This window comes from Streptomyces sp. DH10 (assembly GCF_029813805.1).
GTDB classification, from domain to species: domain Bacteria; phylum Actinomycetota; class Actinomycetes; order Streptomycetales; family Streptomycetaceae; genus Streptomyces; species Streptomyces coeruleofuscus.
On record NZ_JARVKU010000006.1, the window covers coordinates 355,145 to 375,514 of the forward strand.

The following is a 20,370-nucleotide window of genomic DNA, read 5'->3' on the forward strand; positions in this document are numbered from 1 at the left end:
TCCCGATGGCGATATCTGCCTCCCCTGCACATCCGCCGGCCCTCACCACCGCCGAGGCCCTCGCCCTTGACCTTCTGGCCGATGGGTTCTCCGCCGACGACATCAGGCTGCGCACCGAGATCGCGCCCGACGACCTCTACCGCCTCGCCGCCCTGCACAACGTGCCTGCCCCGCACGGCACCGTCGAGGGCTTCGGCTGCCACCGGGCGCGCCGCGAGCTGCCCTGCGAGCAGTGCGCGCCCCTCGAAGCCCGCTTCGAGGCCCAGGCCCGAGCCAGGCAGCGCATCGCTGATGCCGAGCGCACCCTCGGCCAGCAACACCGCGGCCGCCGCAGCTCTCTCACCCGCGCATAACCCGGATCGGCCCGGGGCGGCCGTTGACCTCCGAGCCCGGCCGCCCCGGCTGCCACACACACGATCGCCGCCGCCTCCACCTCCGGAGCGGCGGCCGACCTGAAGCAAGGAGCGCAATGCCCAGCCCTCGTACCGTGATCCCACGCCCCGTACGGGCTCAGGCCATCGGCCACCAGCAGGGGCAGCAGGCCGTCCAGCCCCACCAAGCCAGCCTGTTCACCTCACTGACTCTGGGCGTCGTCTCCCAGGAGGAGGGCAACGAGCAGGTACTCGGCTGAGAGCAGTAGCGTCTTCACTCTCGCAAGGTCGCCCCGCGAGGCATGCTTGATCTTCTGCACCGGCCCGCGGATCCGCCGCGACATGGCGGCGAAGGCGTCGGCTTGAGCTTCCACAAGAGCCCGGTCTTCACCGAGGTTCCGCGCTAGATACTTCGCGCGCAGAGCATGCGGCGGCCGGTCCTGCCCCTCCCACTCAGCCTTCGGGCGATTCTCCGCCTGGTGCCATGCCCGAACCTTCTCGTCCGGGGCCGCCGAGCGGAACGTCCGGTCGACAACCTCAATGACGCAATTGGCGGCCTTCACCGCGGCGGCGGGACCTGCTCGGCGGACATCGTCCCAGGCACCCTGCAGAAGTTCGGGCACCGTTGAATCGAAGGAGCCGAGGGCTACATACAGGTCCCGGAACACATCGACGCGAGCCATCTCCCACGGATCAAGGATCTGCTCTTCGACACGAGTCGCTACTTCCTCGGACAGCTCGTCATCCGGCGCTACGGAGGTGAGAAGGTCACCACCGACCAGACCGAGAGTTGCCTGTCCAGCGACTACAACAGCATCGGAAATGGGCGCGTCTTCAGCAGGCAGCGTCTCGGCAAGTCGGTCACGCCACTTGAGCACTGGTCGACCGCTGAGGTCGCTCAGAAGCGCGTGCCCCGAATCCTGACGCACAACCCAGGACGTGAGGTCCGCCTGACGCTTCACGACCTGGGCAAGGCGTTCCATCTCCACGGACGGACCCGCCCTGCGAGACAGGGCGATACGCCGATTTGCCTCCAACGAAGCTCGCCAACTCGTCAGGGCACCGGCACCGAGGGCGTGTTCTGCCAGGCGCGACGTCGCCGTGAACTGCGCCAGCCGGGCAGACGCAGGGGTATACCGATCCAAACCACGCAGGTTCGTGACCGCCACTGACTCCGCCAAGGATCGAGCAACTGCACTCGACCTGCCGAGCTGCAAGTCAACGGTCTCCAAGGCGATCTGGGCAAGGGATGTCCACCGGCCGTATCGCCAAGACGCCTCTGCCGCAGCGCTGGCGAAAGAGGACAACTTCGCAGACTCCGACGCTTGGATGGTCAGCTCTTCAAGAACGCTGACTCGCGCGGCCTCCATCTGCTTGCCGATGCCGTTGATCCACTCGGATCGGGAGGCCAGGGCATTGGCGACCGTCGAAGTCAGGGACATGGTCTGCGCGGCAGTGATCTGCTTGCGGATGTCGTCGAGCTGGCGTTGGTGAGCGGCGACGCTCTTCGCGACGGACGACGTCAGGGACTCTGCCGCGAGGTTGTACTTGGACAGGCCCAGGATGTCGTTGCTGGAGGCCAGGCTTTTGGTGACCGTCGAGTTCAGGGAGAAGCCCTGCACCATCTGCTTGCGGATGTCGTCGAGCTGGCGTTGGTGAGCGGCGACGCTCTTCGCGACGGACGACGTCAGGGACTCTGCCGCGAGGTTGTACTTGGACAGGCCCAGGATGTCGTTGCTGGAAGCCAGGCTCTTGGTGACCGTCGAGTTCAGGGAGAAGCCCTGCACCGCCCGCAGGCCGCTCAACATCTCATTGCGCTCAGCGATCAGCTTTGCAACCGCAGCGGCCGCCGGTTGGCCAACTCGGGAAAGTTTCGGGCCGACCGGCAGCGCCTTCTGGGCAGAGGGCTTCGCTTCGCCGTCCTTCTGGCCGTCTACGTCGTCTGCCACCGGGCCTCCCTAAGGCGCTACTCCAAGTCACCTTAGCCCTCCCCTCTGACACACAGCGCGGGCATTTCGCGGGGCCTAGTTCAGAGAAGGAGCCTCCACGACCAACAGTGCGGGCGAGATCTGGACGGAACTCACCACCTGCTTCCCCGGCCCGCTGATCCTCTTCGAGCACTGGCCTGCGGGCAACTGCGACGACCACGACCGCATCGACCAGGTCGCCATGGAAGGCCGACGTCCGACCTGGCGCCGCATCTGGCCCACCGGCCCGGCCAACCCTGACCACGACCTCTGCACGGCGTGGATGCAGGCGTACGGACACGACCTGCTCGCCGCATCCAATCCAGGCGTGTAAGCGGCACGAGCAGCAAAGCCCCGCGGCCGCCCACGTAACCCTGGAGCGGCTGCGGGGCTCCTCTACGTTGAGACCCGCCCTCGGCTCATCTCCTGCACAGCCGCTCGCGGACCAGGGACGATCTCCCCTCCGCCTTTACAGCGTAAAGACTGCCCAGCCGTCTCGCCGGGAGCGAGGGACGGGCAGCACACCCATGCAGACGGCCCACCGACCGAACAAGGACACTGCCGTACCCATCGACGACCTGCCTTCAGGGAGGCAGCAATGCTCGACAGCACCGACTACATCGAACCCGGCGACCGCCCCGCCGCCTGGGCGGCCCTGGCCCGCGAGTACGCCGCGAGAAACTGGACCCGAGACGACATCGCCTACGCCCTGTGCGTCGACGAGCCCACAGTCGAACGGTTGCTGGCCGCTGGGGGAGCGGCGCAGCAAGAGGCCACCGCACACATCCAGTGACCACCACAGCCACCCGCACCTGGCGCCCGGACGGGCCCGGCTCTTTCCAGGCACCCGTCGGTGTGCGCGCCGTACGAGACCGTGATGGACGCCTGTGGACCCGCGGCCCGACCCGCTGGACATGCACGGGCTCGCACTGGATCCGGTGGCGCGTCCTCGTCGCCGAACACGGGCCGGTCACCGAAGAGCCGGCCCCGTGATGCAAACGAGCGCACCACGGGAACCACCCCGGCCCTATCCCGCCCCAACCCCTCGCGCCCGGCCGCCCTTGACTCCTGTCAACAGACTTCGGCACACCGGCGCACCCAAACCGCGGCCCCTCCGCGAACACCCGCCGTACGAACGGACAGCCATGGAATCCCTTGAACAGACCCCCGTCGCGGCCCCTGAGATACGGCGCGCCACAGTCATCTCCGACTGCGGCCAGTACCGATACCTCCTGGTGCGGCAATGGGAGAACACCGGCCCCACCGCCGTGTTCGTACTACTGAACCCCAGCACCGCCGACGGCGCCAGCGAAGATCCCACCAGCCGGCACTGCATCCGCTACGCCCGGAGCTGGGGCTGCGGCGCCCTGCTCATCGTCAACCTGTACGCCTGGCGCGCGACCAAGCCGATCGAGTTACGGACGGTCGATGACCCGGTGGGCCCCGAGAACGACGCCTTCCTATACGCCGCGGCCGCCACCGCCGAGGACTCAGGCGGGCCCCTCGTCGGCGGATGGGGCACCCACGCCCGACCGAACCGCATCTCCGCAGCCCTCGCGCTGCCTCACATGCACCGACTCAGCGCCCTCGCGGTCACCAGACTGGGACAGCCCCACCACCCGCTCAGGCTGAGCAAGGCCCGGAAACCTGCCCGATGGACACCGCCGAGCAACCACGTCCCGCCCACCTCACCGTGGCAGAGCGAGCCCCGCACGGCGCTGGCCGTGGTCATCATGCGCCCTGGCCTCCCGGACATCCGGCTGGGCCCCTACGCCTATCCGCACCAGGCGACCTCGGCCGCGAGCAGCCTGCTCCTCCAGATGCACAGCACCCAGCACGTGGCCGGCACCACCGTGACCGTTCAGCCGTACCGGCCGGACCTCACCTACCAGAATCCCTACGTCCCGACAGATCCCTTCCAGCTCGCCAGCCGGATGGACGAGGAAGAACCGAGCACGCTGATGGGGCACGACTTCCCCGATCTGTGGGCACGTCTCCACGCACAAGAGGGGCATGAACGGGCGAGTTCCATCTGGCGGGCGGCCGGCACCATGTACGACGCAATGCACAGCGAGGCCATCTCCGAATGAGCAACGACCACACGCCCCGCGTGCCTCGCCCTGCCCCTGCACCCCGCAGTCCTCCGGTCGATCCGCGCCACGAAGAGCCCCGCACCCTGGACCAGCCTCCAGGGTGCGGGCGCTTCGTATTTCACGGCTGATCTTTACGACGGAAAGGGCCCGCTCGCCCCGGCCGCGAGAGGAACCCCCACCGTGGCTTCGGCAACATCAGCGCACGGAGAGTCCCTTGCGGGTGAAACCCCTTCCGCAGCGGGCCACACGACACACCCGGCGCCCTCCCCAACACCTGGATGTAGACCCGGGCCACGCCTGCCCACTCACCCGCCTGTCGGCACCACTGGCCTCCTCGCCGACTCCCCCAGCTCCTCGCCGGGCCCCAAGACCACCGACCTCCACCGTCTCGAACAAGGCTCGCGGAACGTGACAGGCGGCTGACGCCCCCTAGCGGGGACCTCGTTCGTGTGAACTGCCAGACGCTGAGCCCGATCGACCTGCTTGGAGCTGAGATCCAGCGCATACCGTGCTGTCCGGCGTAGCCGAGGCCGGAGGTCCAGAGTCGTCGGCCGATGCGGTGTCCTCACCGTTGGGTGCTCGGGTATTCCGACGGAATACCCGAGCACCCAACAGCCCAGCGGTCAGTATGGCTGACCGCTGGACGAACACCGCAAAAGCGGTGAATGGGCAGGATCCTGCCTCGGATATTCCGACGGAATACAGCCCCGTCCGGCGGAGAGCGGACTGAGGCCCGCTAGGCTCCCGTCAGTCCGCAACGATTCCCTCAGGAGCACCCTTCATGGCCGCTGGAGCCTCCGGGCCCACGATGACCTTCGGAAGCCGGAAGAAGAAGCGCAGCATCTGGGATGACCCCGACGCTACAGAGATCGTCGAGATCCCGCTTGAGCAACTCCACTCCAACCCCTTCAACCCTCGCCTTGTCTTCCGAGACGAGGACATCGAGGAGCTGCGGGAGTCCATCGATGCGGAAGACGGACTCCTGCAGGATCTGTCGGTCGCAGAGGTAGGGCCGTTCCTGGAGTACTGGCGCGAGCGGCTCGCCGACAAGCAGCCGGAGTTCCTCCCCGCTCTGGAGGAGGCACTCGGCTCCGTTCCTGAGGGTGACTTCGTCATCCTCATCGGGCACAACCGCAAGCTCGGGCTCGCGCGTGCTGGCAAGGACGTAGCGCCCTGCAAGATCACCAACTCGAAGATCCCGCGGGCACGCATTCTGGGGCTTCCCGAGAACATGCGCCGAGTCCCCCTCAACGCGATCGAGCAAGCGATCGCGTTCCAGGGTGCGCTCAGCGACGGTATGACGCAGGCGGAGGTCGCTGCGCAGACTGGCACGAAGCAGCCGCACATCTCCCGGCGTCTCAAGCTGCTGAAGCTTCCTCAGGAAGTCCAGACAGCGGTGATGAACGGTCTCGTAGTAAGCGAGGCTGAGGTGCTGCTCGACCGGCTTGAGACCACAGAGCAACGCCTCGAAGCCTGGAAGATCATGGAGGCGGAGGGCATCAAAGCCGTCTTCGCCGCCGCGAGGGTGCTGACACCCCCGACCCCAACGACACCCAAGCAGAAGGCCAAACCCGCGCCCAGGGGGAAGCAGACTCGCGCCGTCCCGCCGCAGAAGACGAACTCCCCGGACGACCAAGCACTCGAGGGAGCTCCGCCAGCAGACTCCAAAGAAGAGGCCAAGCCAACCGGCTCTGATCACGACGCCTCCAAACAGCCGACTGAGCAGACCAACCCCGAGACGCGGAACGAGCCGGAACCCGATCACAGCGCCGAAGCGGCACGACTGCGGGTGCAGGCGTGCCGCACCGTCCTGGAGCTGGGAGTCCCCTCGAACCCCCGAGAGACTCTGCGCCTCCTGGCCCCTGCCCTTCTCGAGGCCCCGAGCAAGTCCGCTCGCGAGGTGGCTCACGAGTGGCTGCGGTCAACCGCCAAGCCCATCGGGCCCGATGCAGAGAGCGCGGACAAGTACTTCGCCGAGGTGTCCGCATCCGGCGACGCGAAGCTGACCGCTCACGTCGCCCTGGCCGTCGCCCTGGCCGTCGCCGAGCAGCGTGCCTCCGACATCAGCCGCCCCTGGGACGCCCGGGACCGTGACTACCTCGCCCACCTCAAGTCCGCCGTCAACTATCAGCCCACCGACTGGGAGCTGGACCGCCTCGGCGGCAAGTGAGGCAGGCCCGTATTCCGTCGGAATATTGCTGACCCAGCGATCGCAATATTCCGACGGAATACGAGGGCGCCCCAGCACGATCCTCAGGAGAACCCTTGCCAACTTCCAAGACCACGAGCGCGCCCGAAGGGCCGCGCATCTTTGCCTGCTCCGTCATCGCCGGTGGCGCCGGCAAGACGCAAGACGTCATCAACCTCGCCGTTGAAGCAGCCGGACGAGGGCACTCTGTAGCCGTCGCAGACTTCGACCCCCAGCGCACCGCATCGCACATCCTCGGCTACCAGGACCCACCCGAGGGTCAGCCGACCATCTTCGATGTTCTGCAGGGAAAGCACCGTCTCGAGGAAGCAGTCGTCCCGGCTCGCTACCGCATCGGTGAAGGTGAAGACGACAGCGCGTTCCGCCGTATCCCCAACCTCGACCTCATCCTTGGAACACCAGAGATGGCGGATGCGGAAGTCAACCTCGGCCTCGACCCGGCCGGTGTGCTGTGGCTGCAGAACGTCCTGGACGAGCAGCTGCCCGAAGGACGCTGGAGCATCTTGTTCTTCGACTGCGGCCCGACACTTGGAATCCTTCTGCTGTCGATCGCCATGGTCGGCCCGGAGGTCATCGGATGCGTCGCCGATGAGTTCAAGTACATCATCGGCCTGCAAGACCTCGAAGACACCCTGGACAAGGGAGCTCGCAAGTTCCGCCGCTTCGGATTCAAAACCGAGGTTCAGCACATCCTTGCCACCAACATCCCCCTGGACGCCCAGGGCAACATCCGGCGCAGCGGCGGAGCCGTCGCAGACGACGCCATCAAGGCCATCCGCAGCAACCCGGACTGGAACCACAAGCTGCTGCCCATCATCCGACGCAAGCAACGCTTCAAGGACACCATCGTCACCCAGCGCCCGCTGCGATTCCTCGATCCCCGCAACGAGGCACTCCAGGACATCGCTGCTGTCGCGGACGCTCTTGGCATCCAACGGCTCAACTCGACTCGGAAGCGATGAAGCGTATTCCGACGGAATACCGTGCACGCGGCGCCTGGCTCCTCCTCGGACAGGCGCCGCACTGCTGTCCACATGCAAGACGGCATGGCCCAGGGCTACCCCATGCATCCCGCCGTAGATGGTCCTCAATGATCACTTTTCGCAGACGATCCGCCCCAAGCCGATCCCGAAGGGCCACAACCTGCAGCACATCGTGGGAGTGTGAGAACAGCTCAGTTGTGAGGCTTGGATAGGGGAGTGGGACGTGGCTGCGGGGAAGGGCGAGATACCCCAGCTGACCCGAGCGCATCGGGTCCTCATCGGCGTGGTCGTGTTTGGGGCCGTCATCATCGCCGGTATCGGTTTCGCGGGCTCGTACGCGGCCGTCCGTGAGCTGGCTGTCCAGAAGGGCTTCGGGAACTTCTCCTACGTCTTCCCGATCGGCATCGACGCAGGGATCTGTGTCCTGCTCGCCCTCGATCTCCTGTTGACCTGGATCCGCATCCCGTTCCCCCTTCTTCGCCAGACGGCGTGGCTGCTGACGGCGGCGACGATCGCCTTCAACGGCGCGGCGGCCTGGCCGGATCCGCTGGGCGTGGGCATGCACGCCGTCATTCCGGTTCTGTTCGTGGTTTCCGTTGAGGCGGCCCGGCATGCGATCGGCCGCATCGCGGACGTCACGGCCGACAAGCATATGGAGGGTGTGCGCCTCACCCGCTGGATCCTCTCGCCTCTGCCCACGTTCCTGCTCTGGCGACGTATGAAGCTCTGGGAGCTCCGCTCCTACGAGCAGGTCATCAAGCTGGAGCAGGAACGTCTCGTCTACCAGGCAGCTCTCCGCTCCCGCTTCGGCCGCGGGTGGCGGCGCAGGGCGCCCGTCGAGGCGTTGATGCCGCTGCGACTGGCCCGCTACGGCGTCCCGCTCGCCGAGACCGCGCCTGCCGGTCTCGCCGCAGCCGGAATCGAGGAGCCGCCGATCCAGTTCACCCTCGAGCGGGTCTCCGCCCCCACGCGGCCGGAAGACTCCGTACTCGACGCCGCGGCCGAGCACGAGCAGCCAGCGGCCGAGCTGGAGAGCGCAGAGGCGGAACCAGTCCAGGCTCCGGTCTCAACTCCGGGGACTGAGCTGCCGGAGGATCCGCAGGAATCGACCGCGGAAGCCGCCGAGCGGTTCGCCGGGGCATACCAGGCATTCCTCACCCAGTTCCAGGCTGAGCCGACCCCCACGCAGTGGGCCTACTGGCTCCGCGACACCTATGGCATCTCCACGGGATCCGGTGACCCGCTCTCCGAGGACCAGGTGCAGCCGCTGCTCCAAGTCCTCCAGGCGCGCTACGCGCTCGATACCCAAGAGTCCGCCGCCACCGACGAAGCCGAGCCAGTCGACCAGTGGTACGACTACTTCCACAGCGCCTGGCGTACCTACGCGCAGGAGCACGGCGCGTACCCGGACGCCGCCGCCCTCGCCGCGTACGTGTACGAGCGAGACTCCATCACCGGAGACGGCGGCCGTCCCATCACGGGTGACGACTTGGCAGCCTTCGTCACGAGCTTCCAGGCGCACGAACTCGGCAGCAGCGAACCACCCCCGGATGAGACTGCCGCGGACCCTGGTGAGCATGTCGCTGCAGAGGTTCTCCCGGAGGGGGAGCCCGAGACGGCGCCCGCCGGCGCGGGCGCACAAGCCGCCAAGGAGCAGCGCACCCCGCGGGTGAACGCCGCCATCGATGACGAGCTACCGGAAGAAGGCGGCACACCGGACGGGCCTGTCGGCTTGACCACCGTCGACCGCTACTACCTAGCGTGGATGGAGTACCAGACACAGAACGGAGGCGAACCGCAGTCCTCAACGCGGGAGGCCGAGGAACTGTCCGCCTACTTGGCCAGCAAGGGAATGCGCGGCCGTGGTGACAAGCCGGTCAGCCCAGCCACCCTGCGCCGCTACCTCCTGCCGTTTCGCGTGTACAACATCTGGGCCGAGCAGCGGGTGCGCAGCGATGTGCCGTCACTCGACGCCGTTGCGCAGGAGTGCGCAGCCCAAGGAATCACTGCGCAGTACAACAAGCCCCTCAAGGCCGACTACCTCGCCGAGCAGGCCGTCGACTTCGAGCGGCGCTGGCAGGCCCTCGGCCGCCACCACGCCGACGCGCAGCAGTAAGTCCGCCACCACGCACCGGTTGCGCATTAGCTCAGGCCACACTCGCCAGCCTGCGCAATGAGAAGAAATCCCTGATCAGCGGCATTGCGCAGGCATTGTGATCATTGCGCAGCCTGGCGTATCGCATCCCTGCGTATTGCGCAGCCCCGCCCCTGAACCGACAAGGAGGACCAGATGCACGCCCTGCGCATCGACCCGGACGCCACCGTCACAGACCTCAACTTGCCCGCCGCCGATGCGCAGTCCGCGATCCAGGAGCACCTCGGATCCGATGCCGTCGACCACGGGGTCTACCACCGGCGGGCCGTTCTGCACATCCACGGCAACGGCCAGTATCTCGGTCTTCCCCAGAACCTGGCCGCATGGGCCCTGCGAGTGCGTGGCGCGGCATGACCCTGTACCCACTGGCCGGCCCCATCGTCGTCACGGGCCGCACAGAGAGCGGCGACGTGACGACCCTCGACGACGACCTGGTGCAGCACGCGGAGGCTGTTGCGCACACCGTCCGCGACACCCTGTCCGAGTGGCGTGCACGCCCTCCCGCCTCCAACGAGGCCGCCGCCAAGGAACTCCTCGCGTACGCAGCCCGCGACGTCGCCCCCCGCCAGAAGTGACGCGCCGAGCATCTGCGCTCACATCAGCTAGAGGGCCTTGCGTGCCGCCGGACCCGGGCCGTTGAGGAGCTCGCTGATGAGCTGCTCGGTCTCCGTCTCCAGCGAGCAGTCGAGCGCCCGATTGACCTGTTGGACGCGGGTGATGGCGGTGTGCAGTCCCTGACGGTTGCCTGCCGCAGCCTCAATTCTGCACCAGTCGCGATACAGCAGTTCCGCAGTATCGTCGACGTCGAGGCCGGTCGCGACGGCCTGCCGGGCCGCGCTGAGGTCGTGGTGCGGACCCGCCGGCGTGCGGTAAGTGGCCACGGTATGCGCGACGTCGATGATGCGCGTGATCATTTCCTGCTGGTACGGCTCGGCCCAGGGCAGGGGCTTGCCGCCGAACGGCCGGCCCCGAACCAAAGTGAGCGCCCTCTCCAGATCGGTCAGGCCAGCCGGCCCCAGCGGCAGGGCACGCTCGACGAGTTGAAGGAAGCGTGTCCAGTCGCAGCGCACGCCGGGGGAGAGCCGGTAGGGACTCTCGCCGGTCTTGCGGCGCGGCACGTAGGGGTCGCCGGCCGGGTCGTTCCCCAAAGAGCGACGCAGGCCCTGCATTCGGGCGTTGAGGGTGCTTAGCGACCAAGGGCTGACCGGATCCATGTCTGAACACAGGGCGTCGGCGCTCCGCCCGGGCCGGAAGAACAACAAGGCGGCGAGTTGCGCCATCCGCGGGCCGTGGCCAGTGCTGTCCACGCCGGTCACCTCGACCGGGCCCAGGACCCGGATTTCCGGCGCGTGCAGGTCCTGCGCCTCGCACTCCTCCTTGCGTTCCTCGGCGGAGTCCTCGCGGTCGTCACCCTCCGCGGCCTCTTCTCCCGTGGTGTCCGCGGCCGCCACGGGCTCGGGGTCCGGGGGCGCTGATTTGGTGTCTGGGCCTGGCCGGGTGTCAGCCTGAGCCGACGTCGTGGGCAGGAGACGAAGTCCAGCGGGATCGGAGCTGGCGGCGAGCAGAGCAGGGAACACTTCGCCGCCCACGTCCGCTGCCAACGAAGGGCTCGGGGTAGCGGACGTGGGCGCGATGGGTTCCTCCGATACGGGAGGATCCGGCTGATGCACCGTGTCGGGCTCGTCCGGGACGTCCTGCCAGGGACCCTCGGCCGGGTGGGACGGTTGCCCGGACACCTTCAGCGCGGTGGTGATCTGTACGTAGGCGGCGTGCTCCAGACGCTGCACCGTGATGTCGATGCCGGCGTAGTCGAGGTTCTGCGGCTCGCTGAGTGAGGCGTTGAGGATTTCCGCCTCTGGGAAGTGTGCTGCTGCCGAACTGGCCGGAGCGACCAGGGTGACGGGCACCGTGCCGGACTTGTCGATGACATCGGCGAACTGCCAGGCCGTGTCCGCGTCCAGAGACGACGCGCACAGCAGCAGATACGGCTGGTGCTGGGTCTCGGGCATCTGGTGCGCTTCCAGCAGCCGCTCGGACAGATCGCGCAGTGCGTGGGCGGCCTGCCGCATGTGGGCGATCCGCGCGGTTGGCAGCAACTGCGGCAGGTCCTCACCGAACCCGATCGTCACGACCTCGACTTCACTCGCCCACGGGCTCATCCCGAGCTCCAGGGCGAGTGAAGTGCATACCTCGGAGATGTGGACAGGGTTGCCGTCCAGCAGCAGCGCAGGCAACTGCGCGAGATTGAGCAGCAGAAGCTCACCCGCCTCCGTGCTGCCGACCGTGACCAGCCCTGGATACGGTGCCGGCACCTCGCGGGCGGCCTCCTCGTCCAAGAGGACGGCGTCAGAGGGCACGACCCACCAACCGGCCTGTCCGGAGACGAAGGGCGCCTGCGCCTCCTGGGAGAGATCCTCGGGCAGCACCTCCACCGCGCGGGCGCCGATCCGTGCGGCCCGCAGCGGCGGCAGGAGGGCAGGGTCCTCCTTCTCAGCCGCCCGGTGGGCCAGGGTCCGCAGCGCCACGTCCAGGCGGGCAGCGCCGCCCGGCTCCGCGGCCGCCGCCAACTTGGCCTCTGCGGTGGACGTCTCCGACGCGATGGCGATCTTCTCGCCGGGCTTGCGGCGCCGGCGCTGCAGCGTCCTGCGCAGGGCGAGAGCTCCAGTGATCGCGGCGGCCAAGAGTGCGCCGGCGCCGAGAACGGTGCGCAGGTTCAGCGGGCTGCTGGCCGGGGCCGGCACCGGGGATTCGGACGCCGTGGCGGCGGGTGACGAGGTAGCGGAGCCGGACGACTCAGCCGATGGCGAGACGGCAGAGGGCGAGACGCTGGTGCTCGGACCGGGCGTCGCGGAGGCCGATGCGGACGGCGAGGCCTGATCCTGCCTCCCGTCCTCGGCGGGGCGGCTCTCCTGATTGCTGGGGGCCGACGCTTCTGGTGCGGGAGCAGTGGTGTGGCTGGGCACGGGTGCCTGTTCATCCCCTGTGCTCCCGCCCGGCGTCTGCTCACCGTCGGGCTTCTGCGGGGCCGGGGGAGTGGTCTCTCGGCTCTCCGACTCATCACCTTGGTCATGGTCTTGGGGCGGCTGGTCGGGCTGGGCGCCGGGCACAGTGACCTGCTGTCCCGCGTAGATGACGTCCGGGTCGGAGATGGCGGGCAGCCCGTTCGGTTGCGGTTTGTGCTGGCTGGCCTCGAACAGGCGAGGCCACTCGTCACCGTCACCAAGCTCGTCCTCCGCGATCTTCGACAGGGAGTCGCCGGAGTGGACCGTGACGACGTGCTCGCCCTTCTCGTCGGCAGCCGGGGCGCCATCCCCTAGCTGCGTACGGACGCCGCCTGCGGTATCGGGCATCTCCAGCTGCCAGCCGGGCCGCAGAAAGCTGTGCGCGCGGAAGACTTGGCCATCGACCATGGTCCGGCCCTCGTTCAAGGCGGCGATCTCCCGCCACCGTTCGCCGTCCCCCAACTCCCGTTCGGCGATGCCCCACAGGCTCTCGGCGGGCCGCATCTCGCGCACCGTGTACGACGTGGGGGATGTCGAGGTGCTCGCGGCGGACGCGGGGGGCTGATCGGCTTCGGTGGTTTGCGGGGCGTGCGGTGCCTGGCCGGGGATGAGGGCTGCGGTCGTGGCTGGTGCGGCCTGCGCGTCGGACGCCAGAGCCGAGTTCGTGGGCAGCAGGACCAGAATGCTGCCGATCAGAAGAGCTGCGGCCCGCTGTGAGGAGCCCAGACCGCGTGGGACGTGCCAGGTGCGGCCACGCAGCTGCGCGATCAGCTCGCGGACAGCGCAGAACGCGAACTGCGCCCACGCGATCCAGCCCACGGCGACGAGTAGCAGCAGAAACACCGCCCCGGTGTCCTGCCGGTCCAGCAAGTGCATGAGGTCGTCGTGGGTGGCACCCCAGATGGCCGGGGTGGCCCACGCCAGCAGCAGCGGCAGCCCGGCGACCGCGGCGGCCAGGACGATCAAACTCAGCACAGCCTTGAGGACCCGGGCCAGGGTGCGGCCGGCCGTCGCGGCGGGGGAGGGGGTGGTGCGCATCAGTTTCCTTCAGGAGCGGTGACGCCATGCAGGAGGGTGGCCTTGCCATGACCGGTCACCGACAACGAGCCGATCCCAACTACCGACAGAAACTTCGTGTCGTACGAGCCGGTGACGTTGACGGTGAGGGTCTTGCCGTCGCCGGACACGCTGACCGTGCCGGTGGCGCCGGCGGAGCGCAAGTAGGCCTGGGCGGCGGCAGCCGCGTCCTGCGGGTTCACGACGATCGCGGTGCCGCTGATGGCCTCGGCGGGATCGATGGCCTGCCCGCCCGCCCGGGCTGCTTCGCCGGCGATGTAGTCGGCGCGTTCCGTAGCACGCATCTTGCTGCCGCCGTCGACGGCGACGCCGATGATCCCGATCAGCGCGATGACGCACACGGCAACGAACACGGTGATGCCTCCGGCGTCGTCCAGCCGCGTTCGCCGTAGGCCTGCATAACGGAAGACCATCAGTCACCCCCGCTGCCTGTACTGGTCCACAACCGAGGTGGCGGTCGACGTGAGCGTCTTCGCTCCGGGAATCCCGGGAAGCAGCAGATCGGAGAGATTGACCGTGCAGGTCACGGTCGCGGTGACCGTCCCGACCTGTCCCACCTGTACGTTCAGACCGCCCGTGTTGATGTTGACGCTGGTGGACGCGCACTTGATGCCCTGGTCGTTCAGGGACTCGGCGGCTGCGGCTTGCGCGGCGCTCTGCGCGGCCCCCGCGGTGCGGTGAATGGAGGCCTCCCGCGCCGCGTCCTCAGCTGCCGCGTCGATCCTCGCCCCGGAGGTGACGATGCGTCCACCAGCGATAGCCATACAGATGAACATGATCAGCGCAGGGAGGACGATGGCAGCCTCGATCGCGGCGCTGCCCTCATCGCTGCGGAGCCTGCAAGCACATCTGTCCGTGTATCGCACTTGGTTCACTCTCCCGGGACGGTCCAGCGCTCCACCGGGCCGGACGCCGACTGGCTGACCTGCAAGCCCGACAGGCCCGGGATCATCGACAGGGCCGTGCCGGAGACCTCAACCCGCACCCGCTCCCCGTCGCTGCTGACGGAGACGCTGTAGCCGCGCAGGCTGTCACCAGCGGTGCGACCCAGCACGTCCCGGCCCTGGGCCGCACCGTCGGCCGTGCTCGACTCGTAGGCGCGCGCAGCGGTGAGGCCCTCGCGGGCAGCGGTCAGGGCGATCTGCCGTGCGTAGTACCACATCGAGGCCTGGATCACGGCCACGGTGGCGAGCAGCACGAACGGAAAGACAATCGCCATCTGAATGGCAGTGTCACCACGGTCGTCGCGCCATCTTCGTCCCTGCCACCAGCACTTCAGCCGATTAGGAGCCGACATCACAGACCGCTGAGGCGGCCGTTGTACTTGGCGATCACGACCGCGATGGTCCCGGCGATCAGGACGGCACCGGTGACGGCGGCCACCCAGATGATGACGGTGGTGGTGCTGATGTCGCCGCGGTCCGGTCGACGGGCGGCCTCCTGTAGACCTTCCTGCACTCGGGTGGTCAGCCGGAGGACCGCACGATTCGCGCGCCCCCAGGTGCGCGCGCCCCGGCGGCCACGGCCCGGTCCGCGGGACGCAGTGTAGGAGCCGGTGCGCGGGTGCGTGGTCGCCCGGAGCACAGCACGGCGGGTGCGGGCTGCAGTGTGCTTCATGTTCCTTACCTCTCTTAAGCGTTGAACGAGTTACTGGTCTCAGACGGTCAACATCCGGATCACCGCGGGGAAAGCCATCAGCAGCATCACCAAGACGGCCAAGAGGGCTCCCGGCGCGGTCATCTTCTCGCTGGCCGCGTTCGCCTCGGCGGCCTGATCGGCCAGCAGTTCAGCGTTGAGCGCCGCGGTGCGGGCCCGCAGCGCCTTATAGACGGCTGCGCCGTCGGTAGCGCTGCCGCGCATGATGTCGGCAACGTCGTCCAGGACGGGCAGGTCATACTCATGGGCGAGCTGCATCAACGCCTCATAGGGCGGGATCTTCTCCAGCCGGGCCCGTCGCAGCGCGCCCTGCAGATACAGGAAGGGCCAGCCCTCGCCGACTTCGGCGGCCTTCTCCAGGGCCTCGGCTGGGCCGGCGTCGGCGGCCCGCTTGAGCGCGACCAGGTCGAGGTAGGCGGACAGGGCATGCGCGAATTCCTCCCGTGCCCGCTTGGCCTGGTCCCGCACCGCAAGATCGGGGGTGATGAACAGCAGCCCCGCGATGAGGAGTCCGACGCCGGCGGGCACGTAGAACGGCAGGGAGACGCCCGCAATGATCCACGGGATCGTCGCGATCACCGGGCAGAGCAGGCCGAGACCAGCGAGCGCGGTCTTCTTCAACATGAACTGGCCCGGGCCCTGCCCGAGCAGGGCCAGATTGGTGGTGGGGATCCGGACGCCGGGCAGGCGCTCGAGGCGGGCCAGCAGCCACCGGCCCCACTTCTCCTCGCGGTCCAGTTCCGGCTCGGGCATGGTCAGGGCGGCCGGGGCACTGCGGGCGAGGGCCGGCGCCAAGGCGGGCTGGGGGCGCAGGAGTTCCCGTACCAGCAGCGCGAAACCGGCACCGACCGTGCCACCGGTCAGAACGACGGGAAGCAGGTTCATTAGGTGACTCCTTGCGGCTCAGGGCCAGCGACCCGCACGTCCGGCTCCGCCGCAGGTGCGGGCAGCCGGACCGTGCTGGAGGGGTCGGTGATCAGGAAGCGCGGGATGCGGCGGAAGGAACCCAGCTGCCGCATCAGGGCCAGGACCCCGATGAACCCGGCGGTCAGGAAGGCCAGCACCAACTGTCCGAGCAGCGTGGAGTAGGGCTTGGTGTACGAGGGCACGAAGAACCCGGCCACGACGACGCCGACGGTGATGATGGTCATCCACCGCACGGTGGTCCGCGGCTTGGCCCGGTCTGCCTCGATCGACCGTTTGCGGGCGACCTCGTCGCGAACTGTGCTGGCCAAGTCTTCCAGCGCCTGGGCCAGGCCTGGGCCGCGGTCGTTGACGGACAGGATGAGCGCGGCGACCACCTTGTCCGAAGTGACGTCGTCCAGTTCGTCGGCGAACGCGCGTAGCGCTCCCTCTGGGCGCCAGCCCAGACGCAGCCGGTCGGACAGGTTGACGATCTGCGGGGCGAGTTCTTCCGGCGCGCCCTGACGGCTGGTGATCATCGCCTGTTCCAGGCCCATGCCCAGCCGGAGCAGGCCCGCCAGACGCTGGGTCCACTCACTGAGCGCCTCCAGCTGGCCGATGCGCTCCTGCGCCATCTGCGCGGGGGTGATCAGCCAGGGCACGCCGATGACGGCGGCGCCGAGCAGCGCGCCGCCCACGAAGTTCCCCGAGACCAGCCACACGGACACAAAGACCACGACAGCCAGGACCGCGAGGGTCCGCCGCCGCATCCGGACGTCCTTGCTCTGCTCCTTCCCGGCGCGCAGGGCCTGCCAGCGCTGTCGCAGCGGAGCCCGGCGCGGCGCGGTGGTGCCCACCACACCGGCCACGAAGCCGATCAGCCCGCCGACGACGGCCATGCCGCTCAGCAGCCCCCACAACAGCGTCATCGGCGCACCTCCACCTTCAGAGGCAGCGGCGCAGACCAGCCCCCGTAGGGCTGCTGCAGCAGCGCGGAATCGAAGCCGACGCGGCGCAGGTCGTCGATGCAGCCCGGGTCCATCCGGGGTACGGCCCGCAGCTCACCGAACTCGGTGCCGGGTGAGAAGATTTCGTTCGTGGCGGGGCGGCCGTTCTCGCCGATGCCGGTCAGCTCCAGGACGTGGGAGACGTAGCGGTGGCGGCGGCCGCCGATCTGCGTCTCGTCCGTCATGTCGACGTAAACGATGAAGTCCAGGCCGTTGGCGGTCTGCCGGTAGGCGAGCTGCTCGGACAGGTTCTCCTGGGCGAGCGCGTACAGCTCGGCGATGCGGTCGAAGATGATGTCCGGGCGGCGGGCGTGGATCGTGCACAGATTGCCACCCGACCCGTTCGTCAAGGCCTGCATCATGGCGACGACTTCAGGACCGCGGACCTCGCCGACCACGATCCGCTCCAGCGACATCCGCAGTGCCGGATGCATCAGGTCCAGGAGCGTGACCTCGCCGGCGCCGCGCCCGGTGACGTCCTTCTCACCGTTGGACTCGCGGCCCACCAGAGAGACGACCTGTCGGTGGTAGCCGTTGGCGTGGGCGAACAACTCGTCCTCGGTCTGGATGGTGGCGAACCGGCACTCCGGGTCGAACTCCTTGAGCATTGCCCGCATCAAGGTCGTCTTCCCGGCCTTCTGCTTCCCCGCGATCATGATGTTCTTCTCGGCGCGCACGCACGCGCCGAGGAACTCGCGCAGGATCGGGTCAATCGTGCCCAACCGTACGAGGTCGTCGAGATCGGCGTGGGAGACCCGGTGCCGGCGGATGACGGCATAGGTCATCGGGCCAAGACCTGTGATGGCCTGGAGGCGGGAGCCGTCCTGCAGAGACAGGGCGAGGGTGGGGTTCGCGGTGGAGATAGTGCGCTCGTTGTGCCCGGAACCTCGGGCCAACTCGCGCAGGAGTTCCAGCAGTTCCTCTTCCGACTCGGCGATCGGACCGACTCGTCGGCGTTCGCCGTCGCCGTAGTCGAGCCACACCTCGTGCGGGCCCTGGATGATGATGTCCTCGACCCGCTCATCGTCCAGATACGGCTGCAGCCTCCCGGCCCGGAAGAGAAGGTCGTACACGGCCCGCCGCAGAGCCTCGTCTTCCTGCGGCGTCATAGCCTGAGCGTCCGACCACAGCGCGACGGCTTCGGCGATCCAGTTCAGGCAGCGCTGTTCTTCGCTGGCCATGTCCATATCGGGCTTGGTCTTCAGCAGTTCTTCGCGCTGCTTGGCGACCTGGGACGCGATGTCCCGGGCGACCTTGTAGTCGACGGTGACCTGAGGAACTGCGGTGCCGAGCGCGTGTGCGATCGAGGCAGCACCAGCAGGCGGAGGCGTGCCGTTCGTCTGGTGCAGCCGCTCTTGGGGCAGTGGGGCCACCGTGGGGTCGGGGTGCAGGGGCTTAGCGTGCACGGATCACCTCCCCGCCTGCGGCGTGCACGGCGCGTGGATCGAGGCGGGCCCGGCGCATGGCGGCCCGCTGACTGAGCAGGGTGCTGCCCGTGCGTGCGGCTTTCATCAGCGCCGACTTGGTGAAGCGGCGCGGCTGTTCGGCGCCGTCGGACAGCACCCGGGCGTCGTCCGGGGCATACGGCAGAGTGGCCACCACTGGCGCTTGCAGGACACGCTGCACTTCGCCCGCGGGATACGGCCCCTCGTTGATCATCAGAAGGCTGACGTCACCGACTCGCTCCTCCAGCGCGCGCACCCGGCCCTCGGCTGCCTGCAGACAGCGCAGGGTGTTGCGGACCACCACGAAGACAGCGTCGGCCTGCTCGGCCAAGACCCCGGAGGGCCCGTACGCCCCGCGCCGGCCGAGGTCGATCAGGACGTCGTGAGCGCTCTCGGCCTCGATGCCGCGGAACATCTGCGCCAGGACCTTCCAGACCGAGCCCAGGCTCGCCGCCTGCGCGGGGTCGGTGATCCCGGGCAGCAGCAGCCGGTCTCGCGGCGACTCCTCCTTGCCGTCCTCGCTGCTCAGGTCGATCAGCTGACGCCAGAAGGCGTCGCTGAACTCGCCTTTGCGGGCGGCGACCGAGAGGTTGCGCAGCCCGTACCGGTCGCCGAGTGAGCCCTGCAGCAGACCGTGCAGCACGGCTCCGCCGTCCGGGTCGCATTCGGCAAGGATCATCCGCCGGCCCGCCTCCAGCGGCCACGACAGCAGCAGAGCGAGAGCGCTCGTGGTCACGCCGGGCGCGCCGCTGCATCCTGCGAGCGCGATCACAGCCATCAGTTGCCGCCCTGAGCAGCGAGAACCAGGCGCAGGGTGCCGGCCGACACCCACGCGGCGGCGGTCGGGCCCTCCTCCGCGGTGGTGGCGACGTCGACGACCACGGTCCCAGTGCCTGGAGCGGCACTGGAGGCCTTCACGACCCGCCCGTCGATGGTCTCCGGCGGGGTGTCGGCCGTCTTGTCGGTCTCCGCCTGGCCCTGGGCCGGGACGTGGACCAGCTGTACCTTCTGGCCGGGAACCAGCGCCGTGGCCGGCACCTGCTCCGGCTTGAGCCCGATCGGCACCAGTTGCTCGCCGGCCTTCACCAGGGAGTCCTTCGTCACTTGAGACGGGGCGAGCAGGGAACCCGGCTTGAGCTCGACAGCGGCCCGCTTGCCCACTACCGAGTCCAGGTCACTGCCGCGCACCGCCTTGACGGACGGGTCTAGGGCGATGGACGCCTTGCCCAGGTCCTCTTCCGTTACGACCTGGCCGACCTGCACGTCGCGGACGACGGTCACCACTTCGGTGCGGTTGCCGACCTGCATCAGCAGGACGGCGACCCCGGCCCCTCCGGCGGCGATCAGCGCCAGGGACAGGGCGATGACACCTGGTCGGCGACGACGGGCCGACACTCGTGGGGGAGCGACGGGCCCGGCCGCCTGTCCCTGCTGGGGGACGCCGTTCGGGCTGGCTGTGCCTATACGTTCTTGGGTCTTGCTCAACGTTCTGTCCTTCCGGC

The 20,370-nt window shown here is 68.4% G+C and carries 19 protein-coding genes and 1 pseudogene; 9 read left to right on the forward strand and 11 right to left on the reverse strand.

What is annotated here, in order from left to right; all coding sequences use genetic code 11:
* Window positions 1-5: 5 nt before the first annotated feature.
* Together QC385_RS16080 and QC385_RS16085 are read left to right on the forward strand one after the other, a co-directional pair.
* Window positions 6-353 (forward strand): hypothetical protein, encoded by a 348-nt coding sequence (locus tag QC385_RS16080; RefSeq protein ID WP_279541984.1) that lies wholly within the window; start codon window positions 6-8, stop codon window positions 351-353.
* 116 nt (window positions 354-469) lie between these two features.
* Complete coding sequence (locus QC385_RS16085) at window positions 470-631, forward strand: hypothetical protein (RefSeq protein WP_279541985.1); 162 nt, start codon at window positions 470-472, stop codon at window positions 629-631.
* Here QC385_RS16085 and QC385_RS16090 read toward each other — a convergent pair.
* A complete protein-coding gene (locus QC385_RS16090; protein WP_279541986.1) occupies window positions 575-2,320 on the reverse strand; it encodes a hypothetical protein in 1,746 nt (581 codons plus the stop codon). The two genes, QC385_RS16085 and QC385_RS16090, sit on opposite strands and share 57 nt — an antisense overlap.
* 616 nt (window positions 2,321-2,936) lie before the next feature.
* Here QC385_RS16090 and QC385_RS16095 point away from each other — a divergent pair.
* The 7 genes and pseudogenes from QC385_RS16095 to QC385_RS16125 all read left to right on the forward strand — a co-directional run bounded on the left by QC385_RS16095 (window position 2,937) and on the right by QC385_RS16125 (window position 10,353).
* Window positions 2,937-3,131, forward strand: coding sequence for a hypothetical protein (locus QC385_RS16095; protein ID WP_279541987.1), 195 nt, complete (start codon window positions 2,937-2,939; stop codon window positions 3,129-3,131).
* Window positions 3,132-3,483: 352 nt separating this feature from the next.
* Window positions 3,484-4,428, forward strand: coding sequence for a DUF1643 domain-containing protein (locus QC385_RS16100; RefSeq protein WP_279541988.1), 945 nt, complete (start codon window positions 3,484-3,486; stop codon window positions 4,426-4,428).
* Window positions 4,429-5,212: 784 nt separating this feature from the next.
* Window positions 5,213-6,601: a ParB/RepB/Spo0J family partition protein gene (locus QC385_RS16105; protein WP_279541989.1), complete on the forward strand. Its 1,389-nt coding sequence runs from the start codon at window positions 5,213-5,215 to the stop codon at window positions 6,599-6,601.
* Between the two features lie 95 nt (window positions 6,602-6,696).
* Entirely contained in the window at window positions 6,697-7,602 is a 906-nt protein-coding gene (locus QC385_RS16110; protein ID WP_279541990.1) for a ParA family protein, read from the forward strand.
* A gap of 265 nt (window positions 7,603-7,867) precedes the next feature.
* A pseudogene (locus tag QC385_RS44040) lies at window positions 7,868-8,551 on the forward strand (DUF2637 domain-containing protein); the annotation flags it as partial.
* Between the two features lie 1,362 nt (window positions 8,552-9,913).
* Window positions 9,914-10,132, forward strand: coding sequence for a hypothetical protein (locus QC385_RS16120; protein WP_279541992.1), 219 nt, complete (start codon window positions 9,914-9,916; stop codon window positions 10,130-10,132).
* Entirely contained in the window at window positions 10,129-10,353 is a 225-nt protein-coding gene (locus QC385_RS16125; protein WP_279541993.1) for a hypothetical protein, read from the forward strand. Before QC385_RS16120 ends, QC385_RS16125 begins: the two co-directional genes overlap by 4 nt.
* 27 nt (window positions 10,354-10,380) lie before the next feature.
* Here QC385_RS16125 and QC385_RS16130 read toward each other — a convergent pair whose 3' ends face one another.
* From QC385_RS16130 to QC385_RS16175, 10 genes are read right to left on the reverse strand one after another with little or no spacing between them, the layout of a single operon-like run.
* On the reverse strand, window positions 10,381-13,818 hold the full coding sequence (locus tag QC385_RS16130; protein WP_279541994.1) for a LysM peptidoglycan-binding domain-containing protein: 3,438 nt from the start codon (window positions 13,816-13,818) through the stop codon (window positions 10,381-10,383).
* On the reverse strand, window positions 13,818-14,270 hold the full coding sequence (locus QC385_RS16135; RefSeq protein WP_279541995.1) for a TadE/TadG family type IV pilus assembly protein: 453 nt from the start codon (window positions 14,268-14,270) through the stop codon (window positions 13,818-13,820). The genes QC385_RS16130 and QC385_RS16135 overlap by 1 nt, the downstream gene beginning before the upstream one ends.
* Before the next feature lie 3 nt (window positions 14,271-14,273).
* A complete protein-coding gene (locus tag QC385_RS16140) occupies window positions 14,274-14,732 on the reverse strand; it encodes a TadE family protein (protein WP_279541996.1) in 459 nt (152 codons plus the stop codon).
* Window positions 14,729-15,154, reverse strand: coding sequence for a TadE/TadG family type IV pilus assembly protein (locus QC385_RS16145; RefSeq protein ID WP_336621297.1), 426 nt, complete (start codon window positions 15,152-15,154; stop codon window positions 14,729-14,731). The genes QC385_RS16140 and QC385_RS16145 overlap by 4 nt, the downstream gene beginning before the upstream one ends.
* Entirely contained in the window at window positions 15,154-15,474 is a 321-nt protein-coding gene (locus tag QC385_RS16150; protein WP_279542084.1) for a hypothetical protein, read from the reverse strand. Before QC385_RS16150 ends, QC385_RS16145 begins: the two co-directional genes overlap by 1 nt.
* Window positions 15,475-15,513: 39 nt before the next feature.
* Window positions 15,514-16,398, reverse strand: a complete 885-nt coding sequence (locus QC385_RS16155; protein ID WP_279541998.1) for a type II secretion system F family protein — start codon at window positions 16,396-16,398, stop codon at window positions 15,514-15,516.
* A complete protein-coding gene (locus tag QC385_RS16160; protein WP_279541999.1) occupies window positions 16,398-17,345 on the reverse strand; it encodes a type II secretion system F family protein in 948 nt (315 codons plus the stop codon). The genes QC385_RS16155 and QC385_RS16160 overlap by 1 nt, the downstream gene beginning before the upstream one ends.
* Complete coding sequence (locus QC385_RS16165; protein WP_279542000.1) at window positions 17,342-18,829, reverse strand: CpaF family protein; 1,488 nt, start codon at window positions 18,827-18,829, stop codon at window positions 17,342-17,344. Before QC385_RS16165 ends, QC385_RS16160 begins: the two co-directional genes overlap by 4 nt.
* Window positions 18,819-19,646 carry a hypothetical protein gene (locus QC385_RS16170; protein WP_279542001.1) on the reverse strand — a complete coding sequence of 276 codons (828 nt, stop codon included), beginning with the start codon at window positions 19,644-19,646 and terminating at the stop codon, window positions 18,819-18,821. Before QC385_RS16170 ends, QC385_RS16165 begins: the two co-directional genes overlap by 11 nt.
* Window positions 19,646-20,353 (reverse strand): SAF domain-containing protein, encoded by a 708-nt coding sequence (locus QC385_RS16175; RefSeq protein ID WP_279542002.1) that lies wholly within the window; start codon window positions 20,351-20,353, stop codon window positions 19,646-19,648. Before QC385_RS16175 ends, QC385_RS16170 begins: the two co-directional genes overlap by 1 nt.
* Window positions 20,354-20,370: the final 17 nt, after the last annotated feature.